The organism is Bacteroides sp. 3_2_5, assembly GCF_000159855.2.
Classification (GTDB): domain Bacteria; phylum Bacteroidota; class Bacteroidia; order Bacteroidales; family Bacteroidaceae; genus Bacteroides; species Bacteroides fragilis.
Genome location: NZ_JH636046.1, coordinates 347,288 through 373,339 on the forward strand (window position 1 = coordinate 347,288; position 26,052 = coordinate 373,339).

Sequence of the window (26,052 nt, forward strand, 5' to 3'; positions counted from 1 at the left end):
AGCATTATGAAAAAGAGCTTTCTTATTATACTCTGTTTAGCTTTACTATCTTGTGTGACCGGATGTAAAGATTCAACTCAGACTTTACTCAAGAAGTCTGTAGAAATGGAAGGTATTTCTACAGACAGTATGCTATTTTATCTTCAACAAATACAGTCCCCCAATCACCTGAGTGACAAACAACGGGCAGAATACTGCTTTCAATTGTATAAAGCCACATTGTGGAAAACCCAAAAGCCCAAAGATTCACTATTAAAAGTCTGTATCCCACTTTTCCTACATGTTGGAGATACTGCCCAATGGTTACAAGCCCAACTGGAACAGGCCAATAGTTTCTTTTATAAAGATCAACCGGATTCTATTTTACATTCTGCCCGGGAGCTTCGGGACAAAACAGAGTATATGACTCCCACCCAACAAAGATATTACTATAACATACAAAAATTCACCTATTTCAATCAAAAAAAGTATCCAGAAGCACTAAAATTGGCTAATAAGGTGTTGGCCCTGAATAACCCTTCTAATGACACTCTTTCTTTATTTTATGATCATCGGACCCAATTGGAAATATTAAGAAAAATGGGAAAGACCGATGAAGTCATAGAAGGGTATTACAAAATGTTGGAATGGTTTGCTCCTTCCAAAGAATATCATTATCTAACTTACACCATAGCCGAAGACATCGTAAACTATTATCTAGGACAGCAAGACTTCGACAAGGCACTGGAATCTGTGCAAAACCTCCGCCTGTATCGTCGCAATCGCTATGATATACCTTACTACCAATTGATCCGAGGCCAAATATTCCAGTCCCTGCATCAATTGGACTCGGCCGGATATTATTATAAACAGGCAGCTACCTCAACTTCACCCTATATCGCCATTGAGGCTACCTCACGTTTATACCAGCTGACAAATGCGACCCAGCAACCGGAACAGGCATATTATCTGGCTAAAACAGAAGATATACTATATAAAGACCTCACATCAAACCTCAAAGCAAAAGAAACCACCAGAAAATATAATGAAGTAAAGCTCCAGAACGAACTCTATCAACTACGCCTTACCCAACAAGAAAAAGAGCTGTGGATGAGGGGAATAGCAGTTATTTTATTACTTATAGCTCTACTAATACTCTTTTTCTATCATCAGGAAAAGAAAAAAAGACTAGTATCGGAACGAAGGCTACAAGCAGAACAGGCCGGAGAAGAAGCTCGTCGGCTACAACATGAAAATGAACTATTACATAAAGAAGCCGAATTAAGTGCACTGCGCGAAAAAGAGATTATCATGCGCAACAAAGAAAGCGAGATGCGTGAAGCTTTGTTCCGTCATATTTCTTTCCTTCAGAAACTTCCTTCTCTCCACATCGAGAACTCTACAGATGACAATCCGAATAGGAAGAAAATTACTGTAAGCGATGCAGAATGGTGTGAAGTGAAGCAAGCGGTAAATGACGCATTTAATAATTTTGTTGATCGTCTGCAAGAAGATTATCCGCAACTCAATGAAAAAGATATCTGCTTTTGTTGCCTGGTAAAGATTAACGTGAACATACAAGATCTATCGGATATCTATTGCGTCAGCAAAGCGGCCATAACCAAACGCAAATACCGAATTAAAACAGAAAAGATGCATATTTCTGACGAAACTCTCAGCCTGGATGCCATTCTTCAAAACTTCGGATAGTATTTGTCCGCCTATCCGAAGAGGCTATATTTACATAACCATTTATAAAACAACAATTTAAACTATATTCATACAATCATTCTTGTCCGCCTGTTTTTTTGCCTTCTCTTACCTTAATATCTAATTTTGCTGTTACAAAACGCGTTTGATTATTCATCTAATTATTTATGCTTATGAAAACAAGAATGATCTATCACAGTTTGGCAATCTGTTGTCTATTGCCTGCTTTTGCTTTTACAACCGGTGAAAACGACCCATTTATCAAATCGCCTACTGTTGCCAAACTAACAAATACCCCTAACGGTCCGCTAATCAGTTGCGATCTGAAGGCACTAAAAGATACTGTAAACTTCCCATTGAGCCAGTTAACAGAAGAATTACAGATTGTAAAATTAGACAATCGGGACGAAGCACTTATTGGCGGCTGGATACGAACAACCGTCGGAGAAAAATATATTTTAGTGAGCAATAACAAACAAACTCCTTATAAACTATTCGACCGGACAGGTAAATTTATCACCAATATCGGATCTTATGGACAAGGCCCGAATGAATATCTAAACACTTATGCCGAACAACTGGACGAAGCCAATAATCGCATCTATATCCTACCCTGGCAAAGCAGCAAGATATTGGTATTCGACTTGAAAGGTAATGCATTGGATCCTATCCCCCTGTGCCTGAGAGTTCCTAAAGGAAAATTCCGGGTAAACACAGCTAAGTCAGAAGTCACAGTCACAGTCCTGCCATTCCCTAAATGGCCGGCAGTAGTCTGGACACAAGATTTAAAGGGTAAACGTAAAAACTTTGTAGCACCGGGAAGCCTTGCCATGCCACAAGACTTCAGTAACGAAGTGTCAATGGGGAATAACACAGCTGCCTACGATGTGATGTTAATGAAAATCATGCCACAACCAAGTGTAGATACCCTCTACCATTATAATACCGCCAGCAACAAACTGGAAGGACGTTTCACCGTCAAGTATCCTTCAAATGATAAAATCCCCTGGCATGCATATTATGAAATCCCCAAATATTTCATCGGTGATGTCTCTTTCCCAATACAAATAGACGAAAGTACATTCTCCGGCTCTAAACCGGCTTATTACATGGTTGACAAAAAAACATTGCATGGCAATTATGTGCGGCTTTACAACGATTTTATCAGTACCCCGAGTCAGACGATCTATCCTTCGTTCAACAATGGATATTATGTCACTAATATGGAGCCTATGGCATTGAAAGAGATACTAGAGAAAGAAGTAAACAAAAAAGGACTGACCGCAGATAAAAAGAAAAAGGTACAGAACTTGATCAAGACGTTAAATGACAATGACAATAATATTGTAATGTTCGCCAAACTGAAACAATAACAAGATGGTTTATAGAAAAATCTCCCTATAGAAGAATTTTTATTTTTAGATACAGAAGACCGGTAATATTCCTAATAGAACGTTACCGGCCTCTGATCGTTTCACTTATTACTCTTTATTTCCGAAAAAACTGTTCTGCACGTCCCGGTGAAAATAGTTCCCATAAAGAAGCTACTGTCCAACCCGGAGCAAATATATCATTATAATATCCTTTCCCGTTTTTGCCATAATCCCAATTGGTATGTTGCACTACCTCAGGATAATATCCGCACTTAGCCACTCCACACAGATGCCCTTCATAAGGGAGTAACTGACGCATTGAAGTACTGATTACTTCGGCAAACTGTGAGAAACGAGGTTCGCTATACTCTTTGGAAAGCCAATTTAGTATAGAAGCAAATTCAAAGATAAACACATCGATGTGATTGTTTTCCACAGATACATTGCCCCATCCGCGCGTCTTGAGCCCAATATCTCCCAACATCTGTCCGGGTGCAAAAGGTACATCCCACAAATAATACCATGACAAAGCAAAATAAGCTGCTTTTTTTGTCAATCCCGTATAGTGTTCACGTTCTTTGCCCTGACTTACCAAAGCTAAATAATAAGTAGCTGTAGCCGCATATAAAGAGGCCTCTTTATCCTCACAGTTTGCATCAAGAGTAGACGAAAAATAATCCGATTTAGAGATTAATTCTTTCTCCAGATATTCGGCGGTCCGTTTAGCACTTTCCAGATAACGTTTATCCTTGAAATATTTATACCCCATCACTAAAGGCAGAGTAGCCGATGGTGTACTTCCGCCACTCTTATCTACAATAGAAAGATCATCCTTAAATTTACGGGGAAAACTTCCTTCCGGATTTTGCAACTGCAGGAATACATCAAGCATTTTACGTACCTTCGCTTCCCACTCAGGATGTTTACGTCCGTTTCTTTTCTCAAAATCCAGATAATGAAATATAGCATAAATACCTTCGGACTGACGCCGAATGCTAAATACCGTCTCCTCATAACCGGTACGGTAGTCAACGAACTCTTTGAAAAAACCTGCAGGAGAAAACCCATTCACCAAATAAGTATCAAAGACTTTCGCTGCATTCTCTTTTAAATCAGCCCGATTATTCTTCCAGCCATATTCCCAGGCATTAAATGCGTTCAGCAAAACTCGTCCCACAAAACCAACCTCTGCCGAACCTGTATTTTGGCAATCATCAGTACGCATATGTACCCCTGAATTATAGTTCAGAGGACGATCACCTACAAAACTCTCAATAAAAAAATGGCTAAGAATCTCTTTAGTATAATCAGGAGTATAATCCGTTTCCACAGGTTTCGGTTGAAAAGTATCATAGCAATATTCCCAAGTATGACTTACAAACTCGGCAAAATCCTCCCCTTTTCCTTCATGAATTTCCCAAGTTAGTGAAATACTCTCTCCTTTCTTTAATAGTTGGAAAGCAGTGACTGAAGGTGCAAGTGTAAGTTTACGAATATAGGTTTTTGGAGCCTCTTTATACGGAAAACCAAATGCCAAAGCAGCCGTTCCATCCAGATTTTCAAATCCGGTGAAACCGAGTGAAGTAGTTCCCGAAAGAATCACCTCACCTTCCTTATGAGTACTCAAAGCGTCCTGAATATATTCTGCCCGGCGGACCACAGTCATGTATTTCTTTTGTTTTTCATCAAAAATACCGGTCAAAGGCGTGCTCAATCTATCTTCACGCACTACCCAGCTATCGGAAGTATGAAACGATGGAGCCTCTTTAGGTGAACGTAAATTACGACGATACCAGAAACCTGGCAAATAAAACTGGCAATCATCATGACGAAAATCCGTTCTGATTCGCTCTTCAAAATTGAAGTACACATCTTCCATAGCCGTCAGAACCACCGTTACCTGCTGTTTATCATCCACAGTTGATATCTGCTGAAAGATAGTTACCGGTATTTTCTCTTTTGCTTTCCACTCATAATCGAAATAACTATCCGATAGTTTACTGAGAGTAAGCGGATATTCCACAGCCGGATTCCCCGGGACTTTAAGTGCCAAAGAAGCTTGTGACTTTTCCGGAGAATAATTAGCTGCCCCTGCAGTTCCGGAAAAAGCTACTGCCAGACACACCATTGTCTTTAAAATCATTTTCATAAGGGTCTTTTCATTTTAGTAATTTCTATTTGTCGAATGATGATGACAAAGTTACCCTAACCGGCAGTTCTTTTATAAAACAAATAACCCAATTAATGACAAAAATGTCCTAAACACATAGATTCATAACAATATCCGACCTTTTTTTAGCATTACCCTATAAAGTCCTTTGGAAGTACCCCGAATTGTTTCAAGAAACATTTAGAGAAATAAGAAGGCGAATTAAATCCCACTGTATAACAAATTTCATTGACGCGACTCTTGCCCTCTTTCAGCAATTGTGCCGCTTGCTTTAAGCGTTCCAAACGGAGGTACTCATTCGGGCTTAAGTCCAATACACCTTTAATTTTTCGATAGAAGCTGGATCGACTCATCTTCAATGCATCTGCCATATCTTCCATGCTGAACTCCGGATTATGCAGATTAGCCTGAATAATATCATTCAACTTCCATATAAACTCTTCATCGGCTTTGGTCAAAGCCATCGTATTGGCTGCCACAAAGGGTGACTTCGCAAAAGTCTGACGTAACTTTTCACGATTATGAATCAGGCTGGAAATATTTGCGAGCAGATATTCCACAGAGAAAGGCTTTTCAATATAAGCATCAGCCCCCAGTTCCAATCCTTCGATTTTCGATTGAATATTAGTCTTGGCAGTTAGCAGTACAACGGGAATATGACTATAACTCAAATCTGACTTAATAGTTTTACACAGTTCAAAACCATCCATCTGAGGCATCATTACATCACTCACCACCAGATTAACATAATGATTATCTAAAACAGCAAGTGCTTCAATTCCATTCATAGCAGTTAGAACCGAATACTCTGTTGTAAGTTGCTTCCTGATAAAAGCTAACATATCCGGATTATCTTCTACCACTAGAATCATCGGTTTCTTTTCTTTCGTATCGGTTTCTTCCTGTTCCCATCCACAAGAGTTCTCCTCAACCTGTGATACGTTTTCAGCCGAGAGAGTAATTGTAGAATCTTGATTCACCGGCAAGGTCAAGCAAAAGCAATTCACCTCTTCACCCTTTTCCATCATCAGACTACCTTGATGTAATTCTGCCAAAGAACGTGATAGGGCCAACCCGATACCTGTTCCGGTAGTTACTTCATCTTCTTTATCCAACCGTACGAAAGGTTTAAAAATTTCCTCTTTCATTGTATCAGGAATCATCTCCCCATCATTAAAAGTTCGTATGTGAAATACTTTTTCGTCTGTTTCCAAAGAAATCCGGAGATAAGTAGAGGCATATTTCACTCCATTATTCAGCAAGTTACTGATTATTTTTGTCAAAGCTTCCTGATTGACATCCGCCATAAAGCACTCCTGTGGAAGTTCTAATATAAAATCCAATCCTTTTTGCTTGGCCAAAGAAGTAAAACGGAGATAGGTTTCACGAAGCACTGCAACAACGTCACATTCAGTAAAGTTCAACCGGAATCCCCGTGTTTCTGTCTTTCGAAAATCCAACAACTGATTGGTAAGATTCAACAAACGCTCCGTATTCTGCTTCATGATATACAAATCCTCTTTCGTTTCCGAATCCACTTCCTTTTTCAGGATAATATTTTCCAAAGGACCTTTAATCAGGGTCAGCGGAGTTCGTATTTCGTGAGCAACGTTGGTAAAGAAATCAATCTTAGCATGATAGACTTCCCGTTCTTTCTCTTGTTCAAGCATTTCCATTTGACGATGTTGCTTCCGATAATTCCGTCTTTTAAAGTAGAAGATGACACAGACCAGACACCCCATGAAAAATAATACATAGAAACAATATGCCCATCCGGACAAGTAGAATGGAGGAAGAATAGAAAGATGAAGTGAAGTCTCCTGTTCATTCCACACTCCGTCACTATTAGAGGCCTTTACTTTAAACACATAATCTCCATAGCCTAAATTGGAATAAGTCACCAAAGGGCTTTCTCCTATTGTCAACCAGCCTTCGTCAAAGCCCTCAAGCTTATACATCAGTTTATTCATCCTTGGAGCCTGATAACTTAGAGCAGCGATACGAAAAGAAAAAGAATTTTGATCGGCAGTGAGTACCACTTTGTCAGAAAACGTAATACTGCTCTTCAAGGGTGAATCGGTTTCTCCAACCGGCACCTCTTTATTAAACAGCAAGAAATCAGTAATAGCTACTGCCGGCACCTGCCTGTTTTCAGCGAAAGTTCGGGGATCAAAAGCTACAAATCCGTTAATACTACCCAAATAAATGTTACCGGCCTCATCTTTAAATCCCGAACGGTAATTAAACTGGTTGGTCGGTAAGCCATTAGCAGTAGAGAATACTTTCATTTCCATGGTTTTGGGATCAAAACGGACCAACCCATTATTTGTAGTAAGCCACAAAAAACGATCATCATCTTCCACAATCTGGTAAACCACATCATTGGGAAGTCCATCTTTCAGCCCATAGCGTGTAAATGTTTCCGTATCAGGATGAAATAGGCAAAATCCCCCACCTTGTGTAGTTAGCCATATCTGGCGATACGAGTCCTCAAAAACACTCAGCACTTTATCATATGGCAGACTCTTTTCATCCTCGGCATCAAATACATAGTTTTTCCATCTTCGTACACTTACGTCATAACAATAAGCTCCATTGGCATAAGTTGCCAACCAAAGATTTCCATAAGAATCTTCTTTAATATCATAAACAAACTTACCATTCAACTCCGGAATGCGGTCAAAATTATCCTGAGTACGGTTGTAACGCAGTAAACCAAACAGTGTACCCAGATAAATTTCTCCGGCAGAAGTCCGACAAATAGAGAAAATGCTATTATCGTTCAACGAATGTGGAGTATGACCTTCCGTATACGTCCTCAGAACCACTCCCGTCCGTGTATCAATCACCCGAAGTCCTTTAGAGAATGTTCCCACCCACAAATGACTGCCATCCATGCACAAACCATGGATATTAGTAAATCCGGCACTTGGCTCAAAAAAGTGGAATTCTTTCGTTTTCGGATTAAAGTGATTTAATCCGCCGTCTTCCGTTCCTATCCACAAAGTACCGTCATCCGCCCGACAGAATTCACGTACCCGCTTACCATGCAGACTATTTGCTATATTCTTAGGATAATATTTTGCAAAATAGGTATATTGTCTGGGATAATAATCCACTCCTCCGAAATAAGAACCGATCCAGAGCCCTTCTTCACGATCTTTATATAAAGCATAGATAGCATTGTCTGACAAAGAATAAGAGTCATAAAGAGAAGCACGTAAATGAATGAATTGCGCTGTACGCAAATTATAAATATAAATCCCGGACTCAGTCCCTATCCACAATTCATTATCAGAATATGGCAGCAGATCACGACAAAAAATAGATTCACCACTCTCATCGATAGCCAACAGGTTACGCACTTGCCCCGAAGTCAGATTCAACTCACTCACACCTTCCTTCACAGAACCAATATACAAACAATTATAGTTTCCTTGAACTATTTTGGTGATTACTCCTCCTTCAAATTCTCTTTTACCATCTTCTGGCGATCCATAAGGATGCACAGTTGCCAGATTATCTTTGGAGTAATAAAGACCGTCACCATAAAATCCGAGCCAAAGAGTTCCACCGCTATCGAAAGTAAAACATTTGATATTGGAAGAAATCTCACTTAACGGATAATTGCGAAGTAGTTTTTGACGAGTATCGTAACAGAACATTCCCTGAGCCTCCACAGCTATCCAAACCCTGCCTTGCTTATCCCCTGCAATCATTGAAACAGAACGTTCTATCCTTGTCTTCTCCAAGCTCTGGCAATCGAATTCCTCAAAAGCCTCCTTCTCAGGATAGTAAATATATACTCCTGCATCAGTACCGACCCAAATGTTACCATTGAAATCTTCGTAAAGCGAAGTGATAAAACTGTTTCCAATGCTACGTGGATTAGCAGCATCATGCTTAAACTTACGAAAAGACAATCCATCATACCTGTTCAAGCCATCTTTGGTACCAAGCCACATGAACCCCTTCCGATCCTGCAGAATCGCATTAACCGTATTCTGTGACAAACCGTTTCGGATACTCAGGTTCTTAAAATAATAATGTTCTTCAACCGATTGCGCCTGGCAAAAGATTGTAATGAAAAAACAGGCTAAAACGCAGAATGTATTCTTCATGATGGAGTGAAAGGATTACAACTCTACAAATATAGGCCAAATGGAGTCCGAAAAATAGAATAATTATCCCAATCTATGAAAAAATAGTCCTAAATAGTCTCTTAAAGTTCTACAATCCTTTTCTGATGACAAAACAAGAGGTCTCCATTGTCATTGTGCAAATGCATACCATTGCCCTCACAATAACGGAAAAAGCTACAATCAGCACACTCTCCCTTACGGGCCCACTCACGATTACGAAATACCTGAAAACGTTTTTCCCACACTTCCATAAAATCATCTTCATAAATATTGCCCTGATGGAAATTACTGCGAATGCTGGGACACGACGAGATCGAACCATCTGCCAGAACAGAAGCTACACTGATACCTGCATTACAGGAATAAAAATGATCACGTACTTCACTTTCATATTTACCGAGAAAACCTTCACAACCATAACTCAAGTGGACACGCCCCTCTTTCCGTACCTTCTTAATGAATTCCAGGACTCCGGTAAACTCCTCGTCTGTTAGCTGGAATTCCAGATGATTGGCTGCACGCCCTACCGGAAAAATAGTAAAAATACGCCAATTACGTACTCCTATAGTGTACAGATAGGCTTTCAGCTCTTCCAGATAAGAGTAGTTTTTCCGATTGACACAAGTCACGACATCCCATGTCAGTTCCGGTTCATGCACTAACATCTTGATAGCTTCCAACGCTTTTTCATAACTATCCGGATTGCCACGCAACCAGTTATGTTCCTCCGCAAATCCATCCAGACTGATCGTAACAGCATGCAGGCCGGCAGCCATCAGACTATCGAGCCGTTCGCGGGTCAAATACAACCCATTGGACACAATCCCCCATGGATAACCTTTGCGATAAAGAGCCATCCCCACCTCTTCAAGATCATCCCGCATCAGCGGTTCACCTCCGGTTATGATGATATTAACCTCATTAGGATTGACGTGCGGCGTAATCGAATCTACGACTTGAAGAAAATCCGCTGCAGGCATATCCTTCTGCTCCGACATTTTTCGACAATCACTGCCACAATGCTTACAAGCCAAGTTACACTGTAATGTACATTCCCAGAAAAGTTGACGCAACGGATGCAATTCCCTGAGGTTATTTCTTATCTTTAAGGCTATTTCCAACCCCAGGCGTTTGCGAAGTGACAATCGTCCAGAATTATTTTTCATTGTCTTTTGCTGTCTCCTTCTTGATTTCAATTGTTTTATCAATACTTGTTTCTCCACGGTACCAATAGCTGCCACCTGTAAATCCACCGGCTTCTACCTCGACACTATCCTTAGAATAAGTACCATTGGCATCACCATCCACATCGCGAACGATAAAACGATATTTTTTAGATGGAAACTCCGTCCTTTCAGTAGCAAAAGCTCCATCTTTATCAGTGATCAGCGTATCCGGATAACTGAGCCATTCTTTGCCATCGCCCGTATGCACAGCTCCGGTGACCACTTCTATACCCGGTACAGGTTCCTGCGTATCCGCATCAATCACTTTGCCCTTCACCCGATATTTAGCAGAAGGCATCCCATATTCTACAGGTATATCTCCACCTCCATTGTCACAAGACACAAATCCAAACAACATAAGTAATCCTGAAAGCGCCCGATTACTGTATCGTAGCCATTGTTCGTTTTTCTTTTTCATATATAGAATTCGCGTTTAAAGTCCATCTCATTTTAATAAACGCAGAAGTAAGTGTAATACTGCATCTGATATCCTTCTTTTTTATTCCGAAAGTAATGTTTATTTTTCTATGCGAATACGGGCATCAACGGCAACAACCTCCTTTTCTGTTGCCAGCAACGGATTTATATCCATTTCTTTGATTTCTGTCGCAAAACGAAGCAGTGTGGATAAGCGTACAATAATTTCTGCAAATTTATCCTCGTTTACTCCTTTTTGCCCACGAGTTCCCTGTATTATTTTATAGGCCCTGAGGGAATGAATCATCGAATAAGCCTCTTCATAAGATAAAGGAGCCAAACCGGACGAAACATCTTTCAAAACTTCCACAAAGATGCCACCCAGTCCACAGAGCACCACGTGCCCGAACTTTTCTTCATATTTAGCCCCGATAAACAACTCCGTTCCCTTCAGCATAGGCTGCACCATGATAGCACGTGCCTCAGGTATCTGCATCATGCGGTCAAACTCAAACGCCAAATGCTGTTCACCTTTAATATTGAGTACCACTCCTCCTACATCCGATTTATGAACCGGCCCCACAACCTTGGCCACCACCGGAAATCCACAGCGTCGCGCGAAAGCAAGTACTTCGTCTTTATTACCCGATACAAATTCTTCGACTACCGGAATACCGGCAGAATGAAGCAACGCCTGAACATAATGGGGTTCGATATAGCCGTTCTGCGGAATAGAATCAATAATCCTACGAATGCGGGGTACATCTACACCAAAAAGTTCAATTTCCGGAACAGCAGGTTTTGGAGCATTTATGATACGTGACAAAGCAGTTCCCAACATCACTTCATCAGCAAAGTTGACATGACCTTTCTCTAAAAAAAAGGCAACCTCTTCACCGGCCGTACGCACAGAAGGAAGAACCGGGAAAAGTGGCTTTTTACAAGTCAGCATCTTTTGATGCAATACCTCATAAGTCTCAAACATAGTCACTAATCCCGGTGTGCCGAATATGGCGAGAATCGCATCTATGTTTTCGAACTTTTCTTCACAATAATCAATGGCAATACTTAAGTGCTCGGGGGTTCCGGTTGCCAAAATATCAATCGGATTGCCTACGGAAGCCCCGGGAAAAAGCTTGCTCTTCAACTCTTCAGCGACCGGACCCTCCAGTTTAGGTACATTGAGTCCACCTTTCGAAAGAGCATCAGTCAGCATCACCCCCGGTCCACCAGCATGAGTGACAATAGCGAAATTCTTTCCTTTTAACTCAGGCAAAGTAAAAATACAACCGACGGTTGTCAATTCACCCCGCGAATAGCATCGCACTATACCGGCTTTACGAAACAAAGCTTCCACAGCTGAATCAGAACTGGCTATAGCTCCCGTATGAGATGATGCAGCGCGACTTCCGCTCTCCGAACTCCCTGCTTTAATAGCCGCGATTTTACAACCCTTACGAATCAATGAAGAGGCATGGAACAGCAGACGATCCGGATTCTTGATGCTTTCTATATAAATCAACTTGATCTTGGAGTCTTTCCGGACATCAAAATTTTCGTCCATATATTGCAATACATCTTCTACACCTATTTGCTTAGCATTACCCACCGACCACACAGAATTAAACTGAAGTCCTTTTGTCACTGCCGATTCAAGAATAAACACCGCAGTAGCGCCAGAACTGGAAATTAGATCTACTCCATGGGGATTCAGATTGGGAATGGGTTGCGTAAACACACTGTGATGCCAGGTATTCATTAATCCGATGCAATTCGGGCCAATTAATGACGCTCCATATTTATTAACAGTTTCAAGAATGCGCTCTTCCAATAAAGCGCCTTCCTGCGTTTCTTCTCCAAATCCGGCCGAAAGAATTATGAAAGCCCGCGTCTGCTTCTCTGCGGCCAGTGTTTCCACCACCTCCGGACAAAGAACTGCAGGAATAGCAAGAATAGCAAGATCTGTATCGGGTAACTCCTTTGCATCGGCAAAGGAAGGCACTCCCTGCACTTCTGTTTCTTTGGGATTGACAGCCCGAAGTTCTCCCTGATAACCACCGTTAATCAGATTCTTCAGAATAGCGCCGCCCGGCTTATGTGTATTGTTCGAAGCCCCCACTACGACAATGCTCTGGGGACGGAGTAACTGAGTTGTAATCATAGATTGCATATTATACGATTATTCATTCACAAATATATTGTTTTAGAAACAACCGACAAACAAATCTCACCTAAAAGATACAAAGCAAGAAGATCTCCGAACTGGCAATATTATCAGAAAATGACTGTTTTTTCCACTACTATCCTTATATATCTCATAAAAAACAGATATTAGCAAAAGCCTCATCTGTCAATAATACACCGGCTTTCCATCCTCCAACAAGAAAGGACGCTGCATACGGCCCATATAAGTATTTCCACATACAAGAAACAAAGACCGGACAGGTACCTCTCCAAAATCGAGCGTACGAGAATCTTTAGAAGTCACTTCTTTAACCGGTTGCCAGCCGTCTTTCCAATAATACAAAGTATATGCTTCATCGCCCAACTCTAAAACCCGCTTTACATCATACGTAAGAATACCATTCAGCACAGTGGTCTGCCGGATCGGAGTAATGAAGTGAATGCTATCCGGAGTCATCACAAACGGATTCCCTGTCGGAACCAACTTTCCTTTCTTATCCGCCATCTGAAAATAAAGTAATCCGTAAGGTAACACACGGTGCAGCACACTGTTGCTTTCTACTCTTCCCTGCGACACTACTTTGAAAGCTCCACGGTTAAAAGTAGCTATATAAGCCACCGTATCCGATGTATGTACAGGTAACCGGACACTATCGGACAAATAATATTCGGCAGTTACCTCTTTCAGTAAACGATTGGCCAATTGTGCATTCCAACGGTTACGCCCTATTTTCGGCTCTGGCTGACGTTCATAGCAGACGCGCTGTACCAAAGGAGCAATCCATTGATTCCGTTCCGGTTCGCGCTCATAAGGAGAAAAATAGAAAAATTTTCCATTTTCATCGGTAAAGCTGTTATAAGCATGTCCTCCATTCACTTTGCCATGGTATGGAAGAATATCAAGATTCAGGGGGATACCGACAGCACGCATCAACTGTACAGCATTCAACGCCAGATGATCACAGGTGCCCCCTCCCAGCTTTTCTATCAACTCGATAGAGAAGTCCCCCGGTATTTTGGCAGCATCATGAAGATATTTCTTTCCATGCTGTGAGTTAAAGAAGAAAACAATCTCTCTCATGGTAGCCCCTGCTCGTGCCAACGAGTCGACCGTCATTTTATAACGTGTATAATAGTAAGAACGCCATCGGTCCAAAGGCTCCTGTTTTAACCGATAAGGCAATATATTCCGACAAAACTCTCTAAAAGATAATTGTTTGCACCAAGGATACTTTTGCCAGACTTCAAAAGCCAGATCTATGTTTTCTATCAAATAGTCGGCTGTTATACACGTTAAGTCCGGCTCGGGTTCTTGTTGTATATAACAACTATCACTCTCCCGAAGCAAATAACGGATAGTTCCTTTACCAATCATATTTTCAATCAAAAAGCAGGCAGCTTTATGTTTCAACGAATCGCCTTCGTAATGCCCTAATACTTGTTGAAGTTCCTTCCGATTGTCTCCCGCCAATGTGAGAGCCTGCTCCAATGGCGCATCATGTACCGGGGTGCAAGAGAAACAGAGAAGAAGTAAAAATAATATGCCGGTAAAATGCTTCATCAGGAATCAGTCTTTAGTCTTTTAAGGTTAATAAAATGATCTCTTCCAAAGATATATCGTTTTTTGCAATTATCCGGAGAAAATACAGCCTTTTTTATCCTGGCAGAAAAATTGGCATCATCGTTTTTGTGCTTCCATACAAAAAATGGTTCTTCTTCAAATTTGGTGGTAAGTTTTCTTTTACTCATGGAATCTAATTCAGTTTTCGGAAGTGTAAGCCCTCTTTTATAGTTGACAAAAAAGCAAGTATCCCGGCTTTCACCCGCAGAGTCCATCCGTGAGGTAAAGAAGCGAATCTTAGACTAAACCATTTGAAAATCAAGATCTTAAAAAAGCAAGACTTCTGTCCTTAAAAGCTTTGTTTTAACACAGAGTTAAAACTTGTTCTTTGGATGTGAATAAAAAGTTCTTTAAATGCAAAAGACTTGTTATCTGCGCACAAGAACCTGACAACCTGCAAAGGACGTTAACAATGTTAATTGAAGAAAGGTATAAGGATGAAGACACCGGTTCAGGCGGCGTAAACTCACTTCCGAAACTTGAGCTATCTTATTCAGCCGGTGTCTGTCTTTTCTTATTAAAGCAAGCAAAAAGGACAATTATCAACTTGAAAAAAAAGAAATAAAGAATTGACCACCAAATTTGAAGAAGCCCCCAAAAAAGCATTTCGATCTTCCACCCTCTGTTTTAGAAGGTAAATCGGGAATAGAAATCTGAAAAGCAGCAAGATAGGATTGCTTTCTTATCCATTTATGTCCTTGAAAGCATTTCATCTTCCTTACTATCTTTAGCGGAAACGGTCTGTTCTGTATCTCGTCCCGTATATGCAGGCTGATGAGCCCAGGTATGCGGGACGAGGTAAAGAACATATAATATCACCTAATATTCTTATACCAAAGATATTACATAACCAGGATGTTCCTTTAGAGTTATTGAGCTTTCCCTGATAATTTCACATAAACAGGAGATGACGGGACATTACAATAAATAGCAATATCTTTATTAAAATATCCCGGAGATTCAGCTTTATACTTTATTTTAATCACCAAGCTATCTTTCAGGGAGACAGGCCTCCGACTATATTCTACCGAAGTACAGCCACAAGAAGTAACTATATTTTCAACCGTCAAGGAAACCACTCCAAGATTTTTTATAATCAACATTGCTTCTTTTTCTTCACTCCAATCGAAGACTCCCATATCAATCGTTTCGGGTAAGCTTATTTTCGTCTGAATCAAATCTCGACTTTCACATATACTATCAGATAAAATCAAGTTTAAATACAGAGTCCTCACATTAGGATTATGAATCGGGTTTCCGATAGCAATCACTTTATTTCTATTATCAAGTAGAAAAGTTTGAAAAGCCAAATTGGATGGGATTTTATTTATTTTATCGAAAGAGCCTTTTATATCAAGACACACAGGATACGAAAAATCATTATATACCAAAAGATGAACCATCTCTTTTTTATCTCGAGGATGAAGAATAAATATAACTTTTACCGTATGATCCGATACAGAATCAAGGTAAGAAATAAAGTCTTTCCAAACGGGCAACTTAAGTTTACACCCCATACAACCAATGGAATCGGCATAAGTCACTATTGTATATCGGCTATCTTTAAGAAACCATTTTACCGTATCTTCTCCCATAGTAGTAAATACCAGATCATCAGGATAAATAATTTCCTTTCCATCCCACTCATCAATCATATGAGCAATCCGAGATTTATCAGAGTTTTGACAAGATACAAAAAGCAGGATACATACAAAAATAAATATAGCCCTCATAAGCAACAAGCATTTTACACAAACCACGAAACCCGAGGCTAAATATACAAAAAAATAGCCACACAAGCCCAAAACAGATAAAATTTTTAATAAACACGTATATTAACACTGTTTTTTTTAAAATAAGAAGTAAATATAAACTATATTTGCAAATAATAACCTTTAATAAAAATAGTATGAAACAAACTTTATCCAAAGCTGTAGTAACTATAATTATAGCATGCACAGCATTGTACGCTTGGAATCATAAGCAACCGGTTTTAACCAATGTACAGTTACAAAATCTGGAAGCAATAGCCGCCGGTGAAGAAGGGGCATGTATTAGATGGATAGAACAAACGTGTTACTATAGTTTCTCAGAGGAACATGATAATGAACCACATTATGAGTGCAATGGTTCGAGTGGACAAGCAGGAATGACATCTTGCGGCGTAATAAATAATAAAAAGCCAACATTTGGCTATGTAAAAGGCACTTGTCTAATATGCATAGAACATTAACCTTAAAACAAACATTATGAGAAAAGCACTTCTAACCGTTATTTCCTTTACATTGTGTCTGTACATCACCTCCTGTAGCCAATCATCCAAACCAGAAAAAGCTAGAACAATAGAAACAATTGCAACGGATGCACAACAGACATTATCTTTTAATCACGAACCTTTATCCATTGACCCAATCGGCATAGGCGATATTATTGTCACCGATACATTTCTAATATTAGCTCTAAATAAAGAGGAGAATATGCTGCATGTATACAACCTTCCCCATCTGCAATTTCTTGGAAGTTTTCAGAAAATAGGAAACGGACCGGATGAAGTTATACTCCCTAGTGCTTTTACACAATGGTTTAACAAGGACGGGCAGATACAACTTGTAATGAGATCCTATCAAAAATTCACAGGTTTATTAAATATATCCAAGTCTTTGATAGAAAATAAGGCTATTTATGATAACAAATATACCTATAATGCTCCCAAAGGAAAGAATAGTTTTCAACAGTCCAGCGTTTCATATCTTTTAGGAGATTCCATATTTCTCATAAACAGGAGTATCATAATGCGTCCACAAGACAATCAAAATGATTTTTTTGAAGTTTACGATTACAAAAACGACAGCATCCTGCGCAGTTTCTACGCCTCCAATTTCCCCAAGGAGTTGCTAGAACATCACGGAAGAGATCAAGCTTTCCAAAAAGATATTGCAATCAGCAATGATTGCAAGAAGATGGTCATTGCATACAGATTCCTCAATATGATAAGTATAGTAAATATTGAAAAGGAGGAAATTAATAACCTATTCACTGATGGAAATAAATTAAATTGGGAACAGGTAATAGAAGGCACTCCCAAACCTTATTATACCAAAGTACACTGCAATAATGCATATATCTGGGCCATGGCAATAGAGGGGGAAGACCCTTCAACATTCCGCTCTCGCCTGGATATCTTTGACTGGAAAGGCAATTATCTATGTAAAGCCCATCTGGACAAATGGGTTTCCTCTTTCAGCATAGACGAAAGAAACCAAACCATGTATGCTGTAACTGCAGATGACATGCTTGTTCGATACAACATCAAAGAACTACTGGACCAGCTTCCCTAACGGCTTTTCTTCTTCATATAACAGCCCCATACTCTGCATTGAATTCAACGAAGAGTATGGGGTTATTATTCAAATCATCCATCTTATTTATAAAGAATTCCTCAGAAAGTCGTTATCTTTGCACGTTCCCAAGTAGATAACAATAAATACACGCAATATATCAATGGAAAAGAACTTTAAAAGAACTACCGTCACATCGGCACTGCCGTATGCGAACGGCCCCGTCCATATCGGCCATTTGGCCGGTGTATATGTACCGGCAGACATCTATGTCCGCTATCTGCGACTGAAAAAAGAAGATGTACTTTTCATCGGAGGTTCCGACGAACATGGGGTACCCATCACCATCCGTGCCAAAAAGGAAGGTATCACTCCGCAGGATGTAGTAGACCGCTATCACTTCCTGATTAAGAAATCATTCGAAGAATTCGGTATCTCGTTTGACGTATACAGCCGTACATCATCCAAAACACACCACGAACTGGCTTCAGACTTCTTCAAGAAGCTATACGAAAAAGGAGAGTTTATCGAAAAAACTTCGGAACAATATTATGATGAAGAAGCACACCAGTTTCTGGCCGACCGCTACATCACCGGTGAATGTCCTCACTGTCATTCGGAAGGTGCCTATGGTGACCAATGCGAAAAGTGCGGAACTTCACTGTCGCCCACTGACCTGATTAATCCGAAAAGTGCCATCAGCGGAAGCAAACCGGTCATGAAAGAAACCAAACACTGGTATCTGCCACTTGACAAACATGAAACATGGCTGCGCCAGTGGATATTGGAAGAACACAAAGAATGGCGTCCGAACGTGTACGGACAGTGTAAAAGCTGGCTCGATATGGGTTTGCAGCCGCGTGCGGTCAGCCGTGACCTCGACTGGGGGATTCCTGTTCCGGTAGAGGGTGCTGAAGGTAAAGTTCTCTACGTATGGTTCGATGCACCAATCGGTTACATATCCAATACAAAAGAACTGCTTCCCGATTCATGGGAAACCTGGTGGAAAGATCCCGAAACCCGTCTGGTTCACTTTATCGGAAAAGATAATATCGTATTTCACTGCATCGTATTTCCGGCTATGCTGAAAGCTGAAGGCAGCTATATCTTGCCGGATAATGTACCGAGCAACGAATTTCTGAATCTGGAAGGAGACAAAATATCCACTTCACGCAACTGGGCAGTGTGGTTACACGAGTATCTGGAAGACTTCCCCGGGAAACAGGACGTATTGCGTTATGTATTGACAGCCAATGCACCCGAAACCAAGGACAACGACTTTACCTGGAAAGACTTCCAGGCACGCAATAACAACGAATTGGTAGCGGTCTACGGTAACTTTGTGAACCGTGCGATGGTATTGACACAGAAGTACTTCGAAGGTAAAGTACCCGCTGCGGGCGAACTTACAGATTATGACAAAGAGACACTGAAAGAATTCTCCGATGTTAAAGCCGAAGTAGAAAAGCTGCTCAATGTATTCAAGTTCCGTGATGCACAGAAAGAAGCCATGAATCTGGCTCGTATCGGAAACAAATACCTGGCCGATACAGAACCCTGGAAACTGGCAAAGACGGATATGGAACGTGTAGGTACTATCCTGAATATATCTCTGCAACTGGTAGCCAACCTGGCTATCGCTTTCGAACCATTCCTTCCGTTCAGTTCGGAACGCTTACGCCAGATGCTGAACATGGATAGCTTCGACTGGGCAGAACTGGGACGGAACGACCTGCTTCCTGCCGGACATCAACTGAATAAGCCGGAATTATTGTTCGAAAAGATAGAAGATGCCACAATTGAAGCACAAGTACAAAAGTTGCTCGATACAAAGAAAGCAAACGAAGAGGCTAATTACAAAGCCAAACCGATCCGCGCCAATATCGAATTTGACGACTTCATGAAACTCGATATTCGCGTAGGTACTGTTCTCGAATGTCAGAAAGTGCCTAAGGCCGACAAATTATTGCAGTTTAAAATAGACGACGGACTGGAAACACGCACCATCGTCAGCGGCATTGCACAACATTACAAACCGGAAGAGCTAGTAGGCAAGCAAGTTTGCTTCATCGCCAATCTGGCTCCACGAAAGCTGAAAGGTATCGTCAGCGAAGGTATGATCCTGAGTGCCGAAAATAATGACGGCAGCCTGGCCGTTGTTATGCCCGGACGGGAAGTGAAGCCGGGAAGTGAAGTGAAATAAATAACTAAAGTAAGGGTGTATTCAGGACTCTATGAAAGGAGACCGGATACACCCTTTATTTTTACTAACGGTCGTGAGCGGAAATATAATATGGCAGAACAGTCGCTAAAAGAAAAAACAGCCAAAGGATTATTCTGGGGTGGATTCAGCAATGGCATCCAGCAATTACTGAACCTGCTGTTCGGAATTATCATCACCCGTATGCTGGATTCGACAGACTACGGTATGATTGGTATGCTGGCTATATTTACCGCCGTAGCCAACTCTATACAAGAGAGCGGATTTACGGCCGCTCTGGCCAATAAACAGACGTTCCGTCATGAAGACTACAATGCGGTGTTCTGGTTCAGTTTTCTAATGGGTGCATCGCTTTACCTGCTGCTCTTTTTTTGTGCCCCGTTTATCGCAGCATTCTATAAGACTCCACAGCTTATTCCTCTATCCCGCTTCCTTTTCCTGGGTTTTCTGATTTCAAGTTGCGGAACTGCCCATAATGCGGTATTATTTAAAAAACTAATGGTGAAAGAAAAAGCGAAAGCAACCATTACCGCACTATTGTGTTCAGGCACCATAGGAATTGTCATGGCATACAATGGAATGGCTTTCTGGGGGCTGGCCGTACAGCAAATCACCTATATTTTCATCGCTAATGCGCTGTTATGGTACTTTTCTCCGTGGCGTCCTACTTTTTCGTTCAATTTCAAACCTATCAGGGAGATGCTTCCGTTCAGCAGTAAACTGCTTATCACCAATGTATTTCATTACATCAATGATAACATATTTTCTGTTCTGCTGGGGCGCTTTTATACCAGTCAGGATGTAGGTTACTATACTCAGGCCAACAAATGGACCAATATGGGCTTCTCACTGATCAGTAACATGATCAACGGAGTATCTCAGCCTGTCCTGGTCGAAACCTCTTCCGACGCCATGCGACAGAAAAATATATTTCGGAAGATGTTGCGCTTCACCGCCTTTATCTCTTTCCCGGCCATGTTCGGACTGGCATTGATAGCCAACGAGTTCATCGTAATTGCCGTCACCGCCAAATGGCAGGCATGTGTACCCATCATGCAGATTCTTTGCATCTGGGGAGCATTTGTCCCCATTACTTATATGTACTCCAATCTTCTGATCAGTAAAGGAAAGTCGAATCTTTTTATGTGGAATACCATTGCACAGAGCCTGGTTCAACTCACAATGCTTCTTTGTACTATCTCACAAGGCATACTCGTCATGGCCGTGATTTATACGGTTATCAACATCGGTTGGCTACTGATATGGCATTATTTCGTAAACAAGCAGATTCACATCACCCTATGGGAAGTCATGAAAGATATCACTCCGTACCTACTGATCTCCGGAGGAGTCATAGGAACCAGCTATTTCCTCACGATCGGCTTCCATAACCTATATGTATTGCTGATTCTTAAAATAGGAATAGCCGTAAGCCTTTATGTGTTCATCATGTGGATCGGCAAATCGGTGATCTTTTTTGAAAGTGTACAATTTATCCGGAAAAAACTCTTGAAATAAGTCATGAACATCCTGATCCAACAAACCAAAGCATTTCCTCATCGTGCCAATAGCTTTTATTGGTTCTATGCGCAACTGACCGAATGGCTGACTGCACACGGAGTGGACAGTAAGCTTTACTTTTCGTACCTGGAACTGGCTGACAGCGAATTTGAGAACGGCCTCCTGTTGCCCGATCATTATTCTCAATTCTATACTCCCCGCAACATCGAAGCAATCTGTCGCTTCATTATCGACAAACAGATAGACGTGATTCTCGATTACTCCCATGTCATCACCGGAGATACACGCAAATATTACCTCGAAATCAAAAAAAGAAATCCCGGAATCAAAATATGCACGATGATCCACAACTGTCCCAGCCATACGACACAGTTAAAACAATACGAGTTATCTACACTCCGGTTCAAAGACGTGCATGGACCCAAGAAACTTTTTCAGTGGATGCTGCCACAACTCTACATCAGCTTATTAAAAAAAGTGGTCAGCCATCAAAACCGTTCGGCATACGACACGCTCGACGAAGTGGTACTGCTGTCACCCGCTTATATACCCGAATTCAAGAAACTTATAGGCAAAAAAGACGCATGGAAGTTATCTGCCATCCCTAATGCCATAAAACCTGTGCATAGTAACATCCCGATTGAGGAGAAGGACAAAGAAATTATCTTTGTTGGCAGAATGGCAACCGAAAAGGCATTACCCAAATTACTAAAGATATGGGGCATGGTTCAGGATAAACTACCGGACTGGAAACTCACCCTTGTAGGAGATGGTCCCCAATTCGGCACGTGCCGGCAAATTATTGCCGAGAAAAAATTGAAACGGGTCTGCCTGACCGGCCATCAGATGTCGATCCCCTATATAGACCGTGCCCGGATTCTTTGTCTGACTTCCGTCATAGAAGGACTACCCACCGTATTTACAGAAGCAATGTCACTGGGGGTGATTCCTATCGGATTCGATTCTTTCAATGCGATCTATGACATGATAGATGACGGCATAGACGGATTCATTATTCCCGACAACAATTATGAACAATATGCAGAAACCATTCTACGGTTGGCACAAAATGACACACTCCGCTGCCGGATAGCCTACAAAGCTCAAAAGCGGAAAAACAGATATGACATAGAACAGGTAGGACCACTGTGGATGGAAACTTTCCGTAAACATGGATTAATTAAATAGGAGAACACAATGAAGGTCACGATATATCCATACTCTATCAACAAAGGTGATATACGCGTTAATCCGTATATCAGCGACTTCATCCATGCACTGCAACAGAACGGAATCACAATTGCCAATCCCCCGCACAAGAATCCGTTATTCAGCCTCATCCCAAGAAAAGCAGATAGCGATGCTTATATCTTTCATTGGCCGGAGAATGTACCCGACTACAAATATGGAATGTTGCAGACTCTTGCTGCTATCTGGCTTCTTTTCAAAATTAAATGCCACCATAAGAAGATCATCTGGTTCTTGCACAATAAGCAGCCCCATGTGATGAAACACCGATGGTCGAAAAAGTTATTGATACATCTGCTCCTCCGCAAAGCCGATTTGATAGTGACACATGCTACAGAAGGTATCAAAGTGGTTCAGGATCAATATCCGAAGGCTGTAGCCAAAACGGTATTCTTGCATCACCCTACTAAAAACCGGATAGAAGAATACATCCCCCAACCACCGGAAACCGACCTGCTGATCTGGGGAAATATCTCCCGATACAAAGGGGTACCGGAATTCGTACGTTTTGCTACTCAGCATTCATTAAAACTGAAGACTAAAATCATCGGGAAATGCAGTTCGCAGGAACTCCTGGAAGAACTACACAAAGAAAGTAATGAGATGATCAGCATAGAGGACCGTAGTATTCCTTTCGAAGAGCTAAAACAAGAGATCCGCAGATCACGTTTCGTACTGGTACCTTATGCTGCCGAGTCTATCTTAAGTTCCGGCATACTGATGGACTCTCTCTCATTCGGAGCCAAAGTCATCGGACCGGCTGTAGGCTCTTTCAGGGACTACGCCACCGAACCCTTGCTTAACGTATATACTTTCCATACGTTCGATGATATACAGGAACTCGTTGACAAGGCAAACGAAGCAACAGATATAGCCGGTTACAACCGGTTCCTCAATGCACATAGCTGGAACGAATTCGGCAAAAAGTTTCAAAATTTACTTCAGAAAATAATACAGTAATGAAAGTACTCTATACATTCGGCGGCATGCCCCATTATCTGAATGCCATGCTCAACAAACTTCATAACAAAGGAGTGGAAATCACCGTTATCACTCCTCAAAAAGGAAATGCCACTATCGGTAAAGGTGTAAAAATGGTAGAGGGAGGAACATACAGGCACCTCACCGCCATTGAGAAGAAAGCATTCTACGGAAAAAGCTCCTATCCCTCCCTACCGGAAATAGTACGTGAAGAGAAACCGGATATTCTGATAATGGGATGGCCCTATTTCCTGCAAGTGTTCTTTCAACCCCGATTGAGAAAGGCTATGAAAGAGTGCCGGACACGGTTGGTTATCCGTGAAATTCCCTTCCAGACCCCTCCCTACGGGAAAATAAAAGAATATTTCCATGAAAACCCGATGTATGATGAAAACATGCGGCTGGTCAGTACCGGAACCGGCTTTTATCTTAAACAATGGCTGACAGCGAAAATACGTAAATACTGCTACGCACGCATTACCGGAACGCTGAATTACTCGACCGCTGCATACGATATTCTTCCTTCCTATGGAGTGAAGCAGGAGCAAATACATGTCACTTACAACTCTACGGACACAGATGCCTTACTGAAGGAGAAAGAAGCCGTACTCACCTCGCCCCCGCTTCTTCCTCCTTCCTCCAAAAGAGCGCTACACATCGGCCGATTAGTGAAATGGAAAAGGGTGGATCTGCTGATCGATGCGTTTACAAAGGTTATTGCCAGTCATCCGGACGCGGAACTGGTAGTGGTAGGCGATGGACCGGAGCTGGATAACCTGAAAAAACAGGCAGCCGACCTGAATCTGACAGAACAGGTTCGATTCATCGGTGCAGTATACAGTCCCAAAGAACTGGGAGCCTATATGAATGAATCGACTGTCTATGTACTCGCGGGCATGGGAGGATTATCCATCAATGATGCCATGACCTACGGACTGCCCGTGGTTTGTTCGGTATGCGACAGCACCGAACGTGACCTGGTGACGGACGGAGTGAACGGACTTTTCTTCAAAGAAGGCAATGCCGACAGCTTGAGCGACAAGCTCAACAAACTGTTTGCCTCTCCCGAACGTTGTGCCTCTATGGGACGTGAGTCGGAACGAATCATCCGCGAGAAAATCAACATTGAAACGGTTAGCGAACGTTATTTGCAAGCTTTCCGAACTTTTATGCAGTAAAAATGGAGTACGACCAAAAAGAATGATTATCTTTAGGCAGACATTAATCATTTAATAGCTCTACTACTATGACCGATCTTACCATTCTCATCGCAGTCATCGCATTGGCGTTATGGCCAATTGTATTCCTGATATCGCGTATCCTGCACGAGCGGAACAAACGTGCGAAGCCATCGGGTGACACTGCCTCTGCCGAAACGGAAGAAGTGACAGAGGAAATGACTACCTCCGCACTGATCATGAGCATCCTTCAACAGCTCGGTTGCCAACCGGAAGTGAATGAAGAAAATCATATCAGCTTCAAGTATCAGGGAGACGATTTCCTTGTCGCAGCCGAAGACGGTCTCCGGTTAATCATTGTATGGAATCCTTGGTGGGCGTCCATCAGCATCGACAATCAGGCATTACCCTATCTGAAAGAAATTATCAATGCAGTCAATATGAACTCATTAGTGACTACTGTCTATGCGCTGGACGAGGATGAAAAAACATTTGGTATCCACAGTAAATGTCATATGCTCTTCGCTCCCGAAGAAGAGGAGCCGGAAAAAAGTTTCACCGACCTGCTGGACAGTTTTTTCACTACCCACAATACTATTAAAGAAAACCTGAAACAATTGGGTAACGGAATGCCGGATATGGAAAAGAAAGAACGAGTAAGAATCAAAGGATTTGCTGCCTACAAGGACAACAGCACGGAACTGAAAGGGGAATGAACTTCCCCTCTTCCTCTTGCCCGTACA

General features: G+C 41.5%; 18 protein-coding genes. 11 read left to right on the forward strand and 7 right to left on the reverse strand.

All coding sequences use genetic code 11. The features are described from left to right. Positions 1 to 6: 6 nt before the first annotated feature. The gene (locus tag BSHG_RS00745; protein WP_008661628.1) at positions 7 to 1,689 is read left to right on the forward strand and encodes a hypothetical protein; all 1,683 of its coding nucleotides are present in this window, start codon (positions 7 to 9) and stop codon (positions 1,687 to 1,689) included. A gap of 173 nt (positions 1,690 to 1,862) precedes the next feature. Continuing rightward, positions 1,863 to 3,062: a 6-bladed beta-propeller gene (locus BSHG_RS00740; RefSeq protein WP_008661629.1), complete on the forward strand. Its 1,200-nt coding sequence runs from the start codon at positions 1,863 to 1,865 to the stop codon at positions 3,060 to 3,062. 115 nt (positions 3,063 to 3,177) lie between these two features. Here BSHG_RS00740 and BSHG_RS00735 read toward each other — a convergent pair whose 3' ends face one another. The 6 genes from BSHG_RS00735 to BSHG_RS00710 all read right to left on the reverse strand — a co-directional run bounded on the left by BSHG_RS00735 (position 3,178) and on the right by BSHG_RS00710 (position 14,762). Next, entirely contained in the window at positions 3,178 to 5,211 is a 2,034-nt protein-coding gene (locus BSHG_RS00735; RefSeq protein ID WP_005791934.1) for a hypothetical protein, read from the reverse strand. Positions 5,212 to 5,363: 152 nt separating this feature from the next. After that, entirely contained in the window at positions 5,364 to 9,353 is a 3,990-nt protein-coding gene (locus BSHG_RS00730) for a two-component regulator propeller domain-containing protein (protein WP_008661631.1), read from the reverse strand. A gap of 101 nt (positions 9,354 to 9,454) precedes the next feature. Continuing rightward, the gene (locus BSHG_RS00725) at positions 9,455 to 10,540 is read right to left on the reverse strand and encodes a TIGR04133 family radical SAM/SPASM protein (RefSeq protein WP_008661633.1); all 1,086 of its coding nucleotides are present in this window, start codon (positions 10,538 to 10,540) and stop codon (positions 9,455 to 9,457) included. After that, complete coding sequence (locus BSHG_RS00720) at positions 10,530 to 11,018, reverse strand: radical SAM-associated putative lipoprotein (RefSeq protein WP_008661636.1); 489 nt, start codon at positions 11,016 to 11,018, stop codon at positions 10,530 to 10,532. Before BSHG_RS00720 ends, BSHG_RS00725 begins: the two co-directional genes overlap by 11 nt. A gap of 99 nt (positions 11,019 to 11,117) precedes the next feature. Further along, positions 11,118 to 13,178, reverse strand: a complete 2,061-nt coding sequence (locus tag BSHG_RS00715; RefSeq protein ID WP_008770054.1) for an acetate--CoA ligase family protein — start codon at positions 13,176 to 13,178, stop codon at positions 11,118 to 11,120. A gap of 189 nt (positions 13,179 to 13,367) precedes the next feature. Beyond that, entirely contained in the window at positions 13,368 to 14,762 is a 1,395-nt protein-coding gene (locus BSHG_RS00710) for a hypothetical protein (protein ID WP_005791929.1), read from the reverse strand. Positions 14,763 to 15,156: 394 nt separating this feature from the next. On the opposite strand from BSHG_RS00710, the gene BSHG_RS23735 reads away from it, so the two are divergent. Beyond that, positions 15,157 to 15,387, forward strand: a complete 231-nt coding sequence (locus BSHG_RS23735; RefSeq protein ID WP_008770051.1) for a hypothetical protein — start codon at positions 15,157 to 15,159, stop codon at positions 15,385 to 15,387. 304 nt (positions 15,388 to 15,691) lie between these two features. On the opposite strand, the gene BSHG_RS00705 is transcribed toward BSHG_RS23735, so the two are convergent. Continuing rightward, positions 15,692 to 16,627, reverse strand: a complete 936-nt coding sequence (locus BSHG_RS00705; RefSeq protein WP_008661641.1) for a DUF1573 domain-containing protein — start codon at positions 16,625 to 16,627, stop codon at positions 15,692 to 15,694. A gap of 74 nt (positions 16,628 to 16,701) precedes the next feature. Between BSHG_RS00705 and BSHG_RS00700 the strand changes: the two genes are divergently transcribed. The 8 genes from BSHG_RS00700 to BSHG_RS00665 all read left to right on the forward strand — a co-directional run bounded on the left by BSHG_RS00700 (position 16,702) and on the right by BSHG_RS00665 (position 26,025). Further along, the gene (locus BSHG_RS00700; protein WP_005797207.1) at positions 16,702 to 17,055 is read left to right on the forward strand and encodes an NVEALA domain-containing protein; all 354 of its coding nucleotides are present in this window, start codon (positions 16,702 to 16,704) and stop codon (positions 17,053 to 17,055) included. Positions 17,056 to 17,071: 16 nt separating this feature from the next. Further along, entirely contained in the window at positions 17,072 to 18,160 is a 1,089-nt protein-coding gene (locus BSHG_RS00695) for a BF3164 family lipoprotein (RefSeq protein ID WP_005791926.1), read from the forward strand. Positions 18,161 to 18,323: 163 nt separating this feature from the next. Next, complete coding sequence (gene metG, locus BSHG_RS00690) at positions 18,324 to 20,363, forward strand: methionine--tRNA ligase (RefSeq protein WP_005791925.1); 2,040 nt, start codon at positions 18,324 to 18,326, stop codon at positions 20,361 to 20,363. 90 nt (positions 20,364 to 20,453) lie between these two features. Continuing rightward, positions 20,454 to 21,899, forward strand: a complete 1,446-nt coding sequence (locus tag BSHG_RS00685; protein WP_005814097.1) for a lipopolysaccharide biosynthesis protein — start codon at positions 20,454 to 20,456, stop codon at positions 21,897 to 21,899. Positions 21,900 to 21,902: 3 nt separating this feature from the next. Further along, the gene (locus BSHG_RS00680) at positions 21,903 to 23,090 is read left to right on the forward strand and encodes a glycosyltransferase (RefSeq protein ID WP_008661647.1); all 1,188 of its coding nucleotides are present in this window, start codon (positions 21,903 to 21,905) and stop codon (positions 23,088 to 23,090) included. 9 nt (positions 23,091 to 23,099) lie between these two features. Then, positions 23,100 to 24,110, forward strand: coding sequence for a glycosyltransferase (locus tag BSHG_RS00675; RefSeq protein ID WP_008661648.1), 1,011 nt, complete (start codon positions 23,100 to 23,102; stop codon positions 24,108 to 24,110). After that, positions 24,110 to 25,309 carry a glycosyltransferase family 4 protein gene (locus BSHG_RS00670; RefSeq protein WP_008661650.1) on the forward strand — a complete coding sequence of 400 codons (1,200 nt, stop codon included), beginning with the start codon at positions 24,110 to 24,112 and terminating at the stop codon, positions 25,307 to 25,309. The genes BSHG_RS00675 and BSHG_RS00670 overlap by 1 nt, the downstream gene beginning before the upstream one ends. A gap of 68 nt (positions 25,310 to 25,377) precedes the next feature. Further along, the gene (locus BSHG_RS00665; protein WP_005791920.1) at positions 25,378 to 26,025 is read left to right on the forward strand and encodes a hypothetical protein; all 648 of its coding nucleotides are present in this window, start codon (positions 25,378 to 25,380) and stop codon (positions 26,023 to 26,025) included. The last annotated feature ends 27 nt before the right edge of the window (positions 26,026 to 26,052 follow it).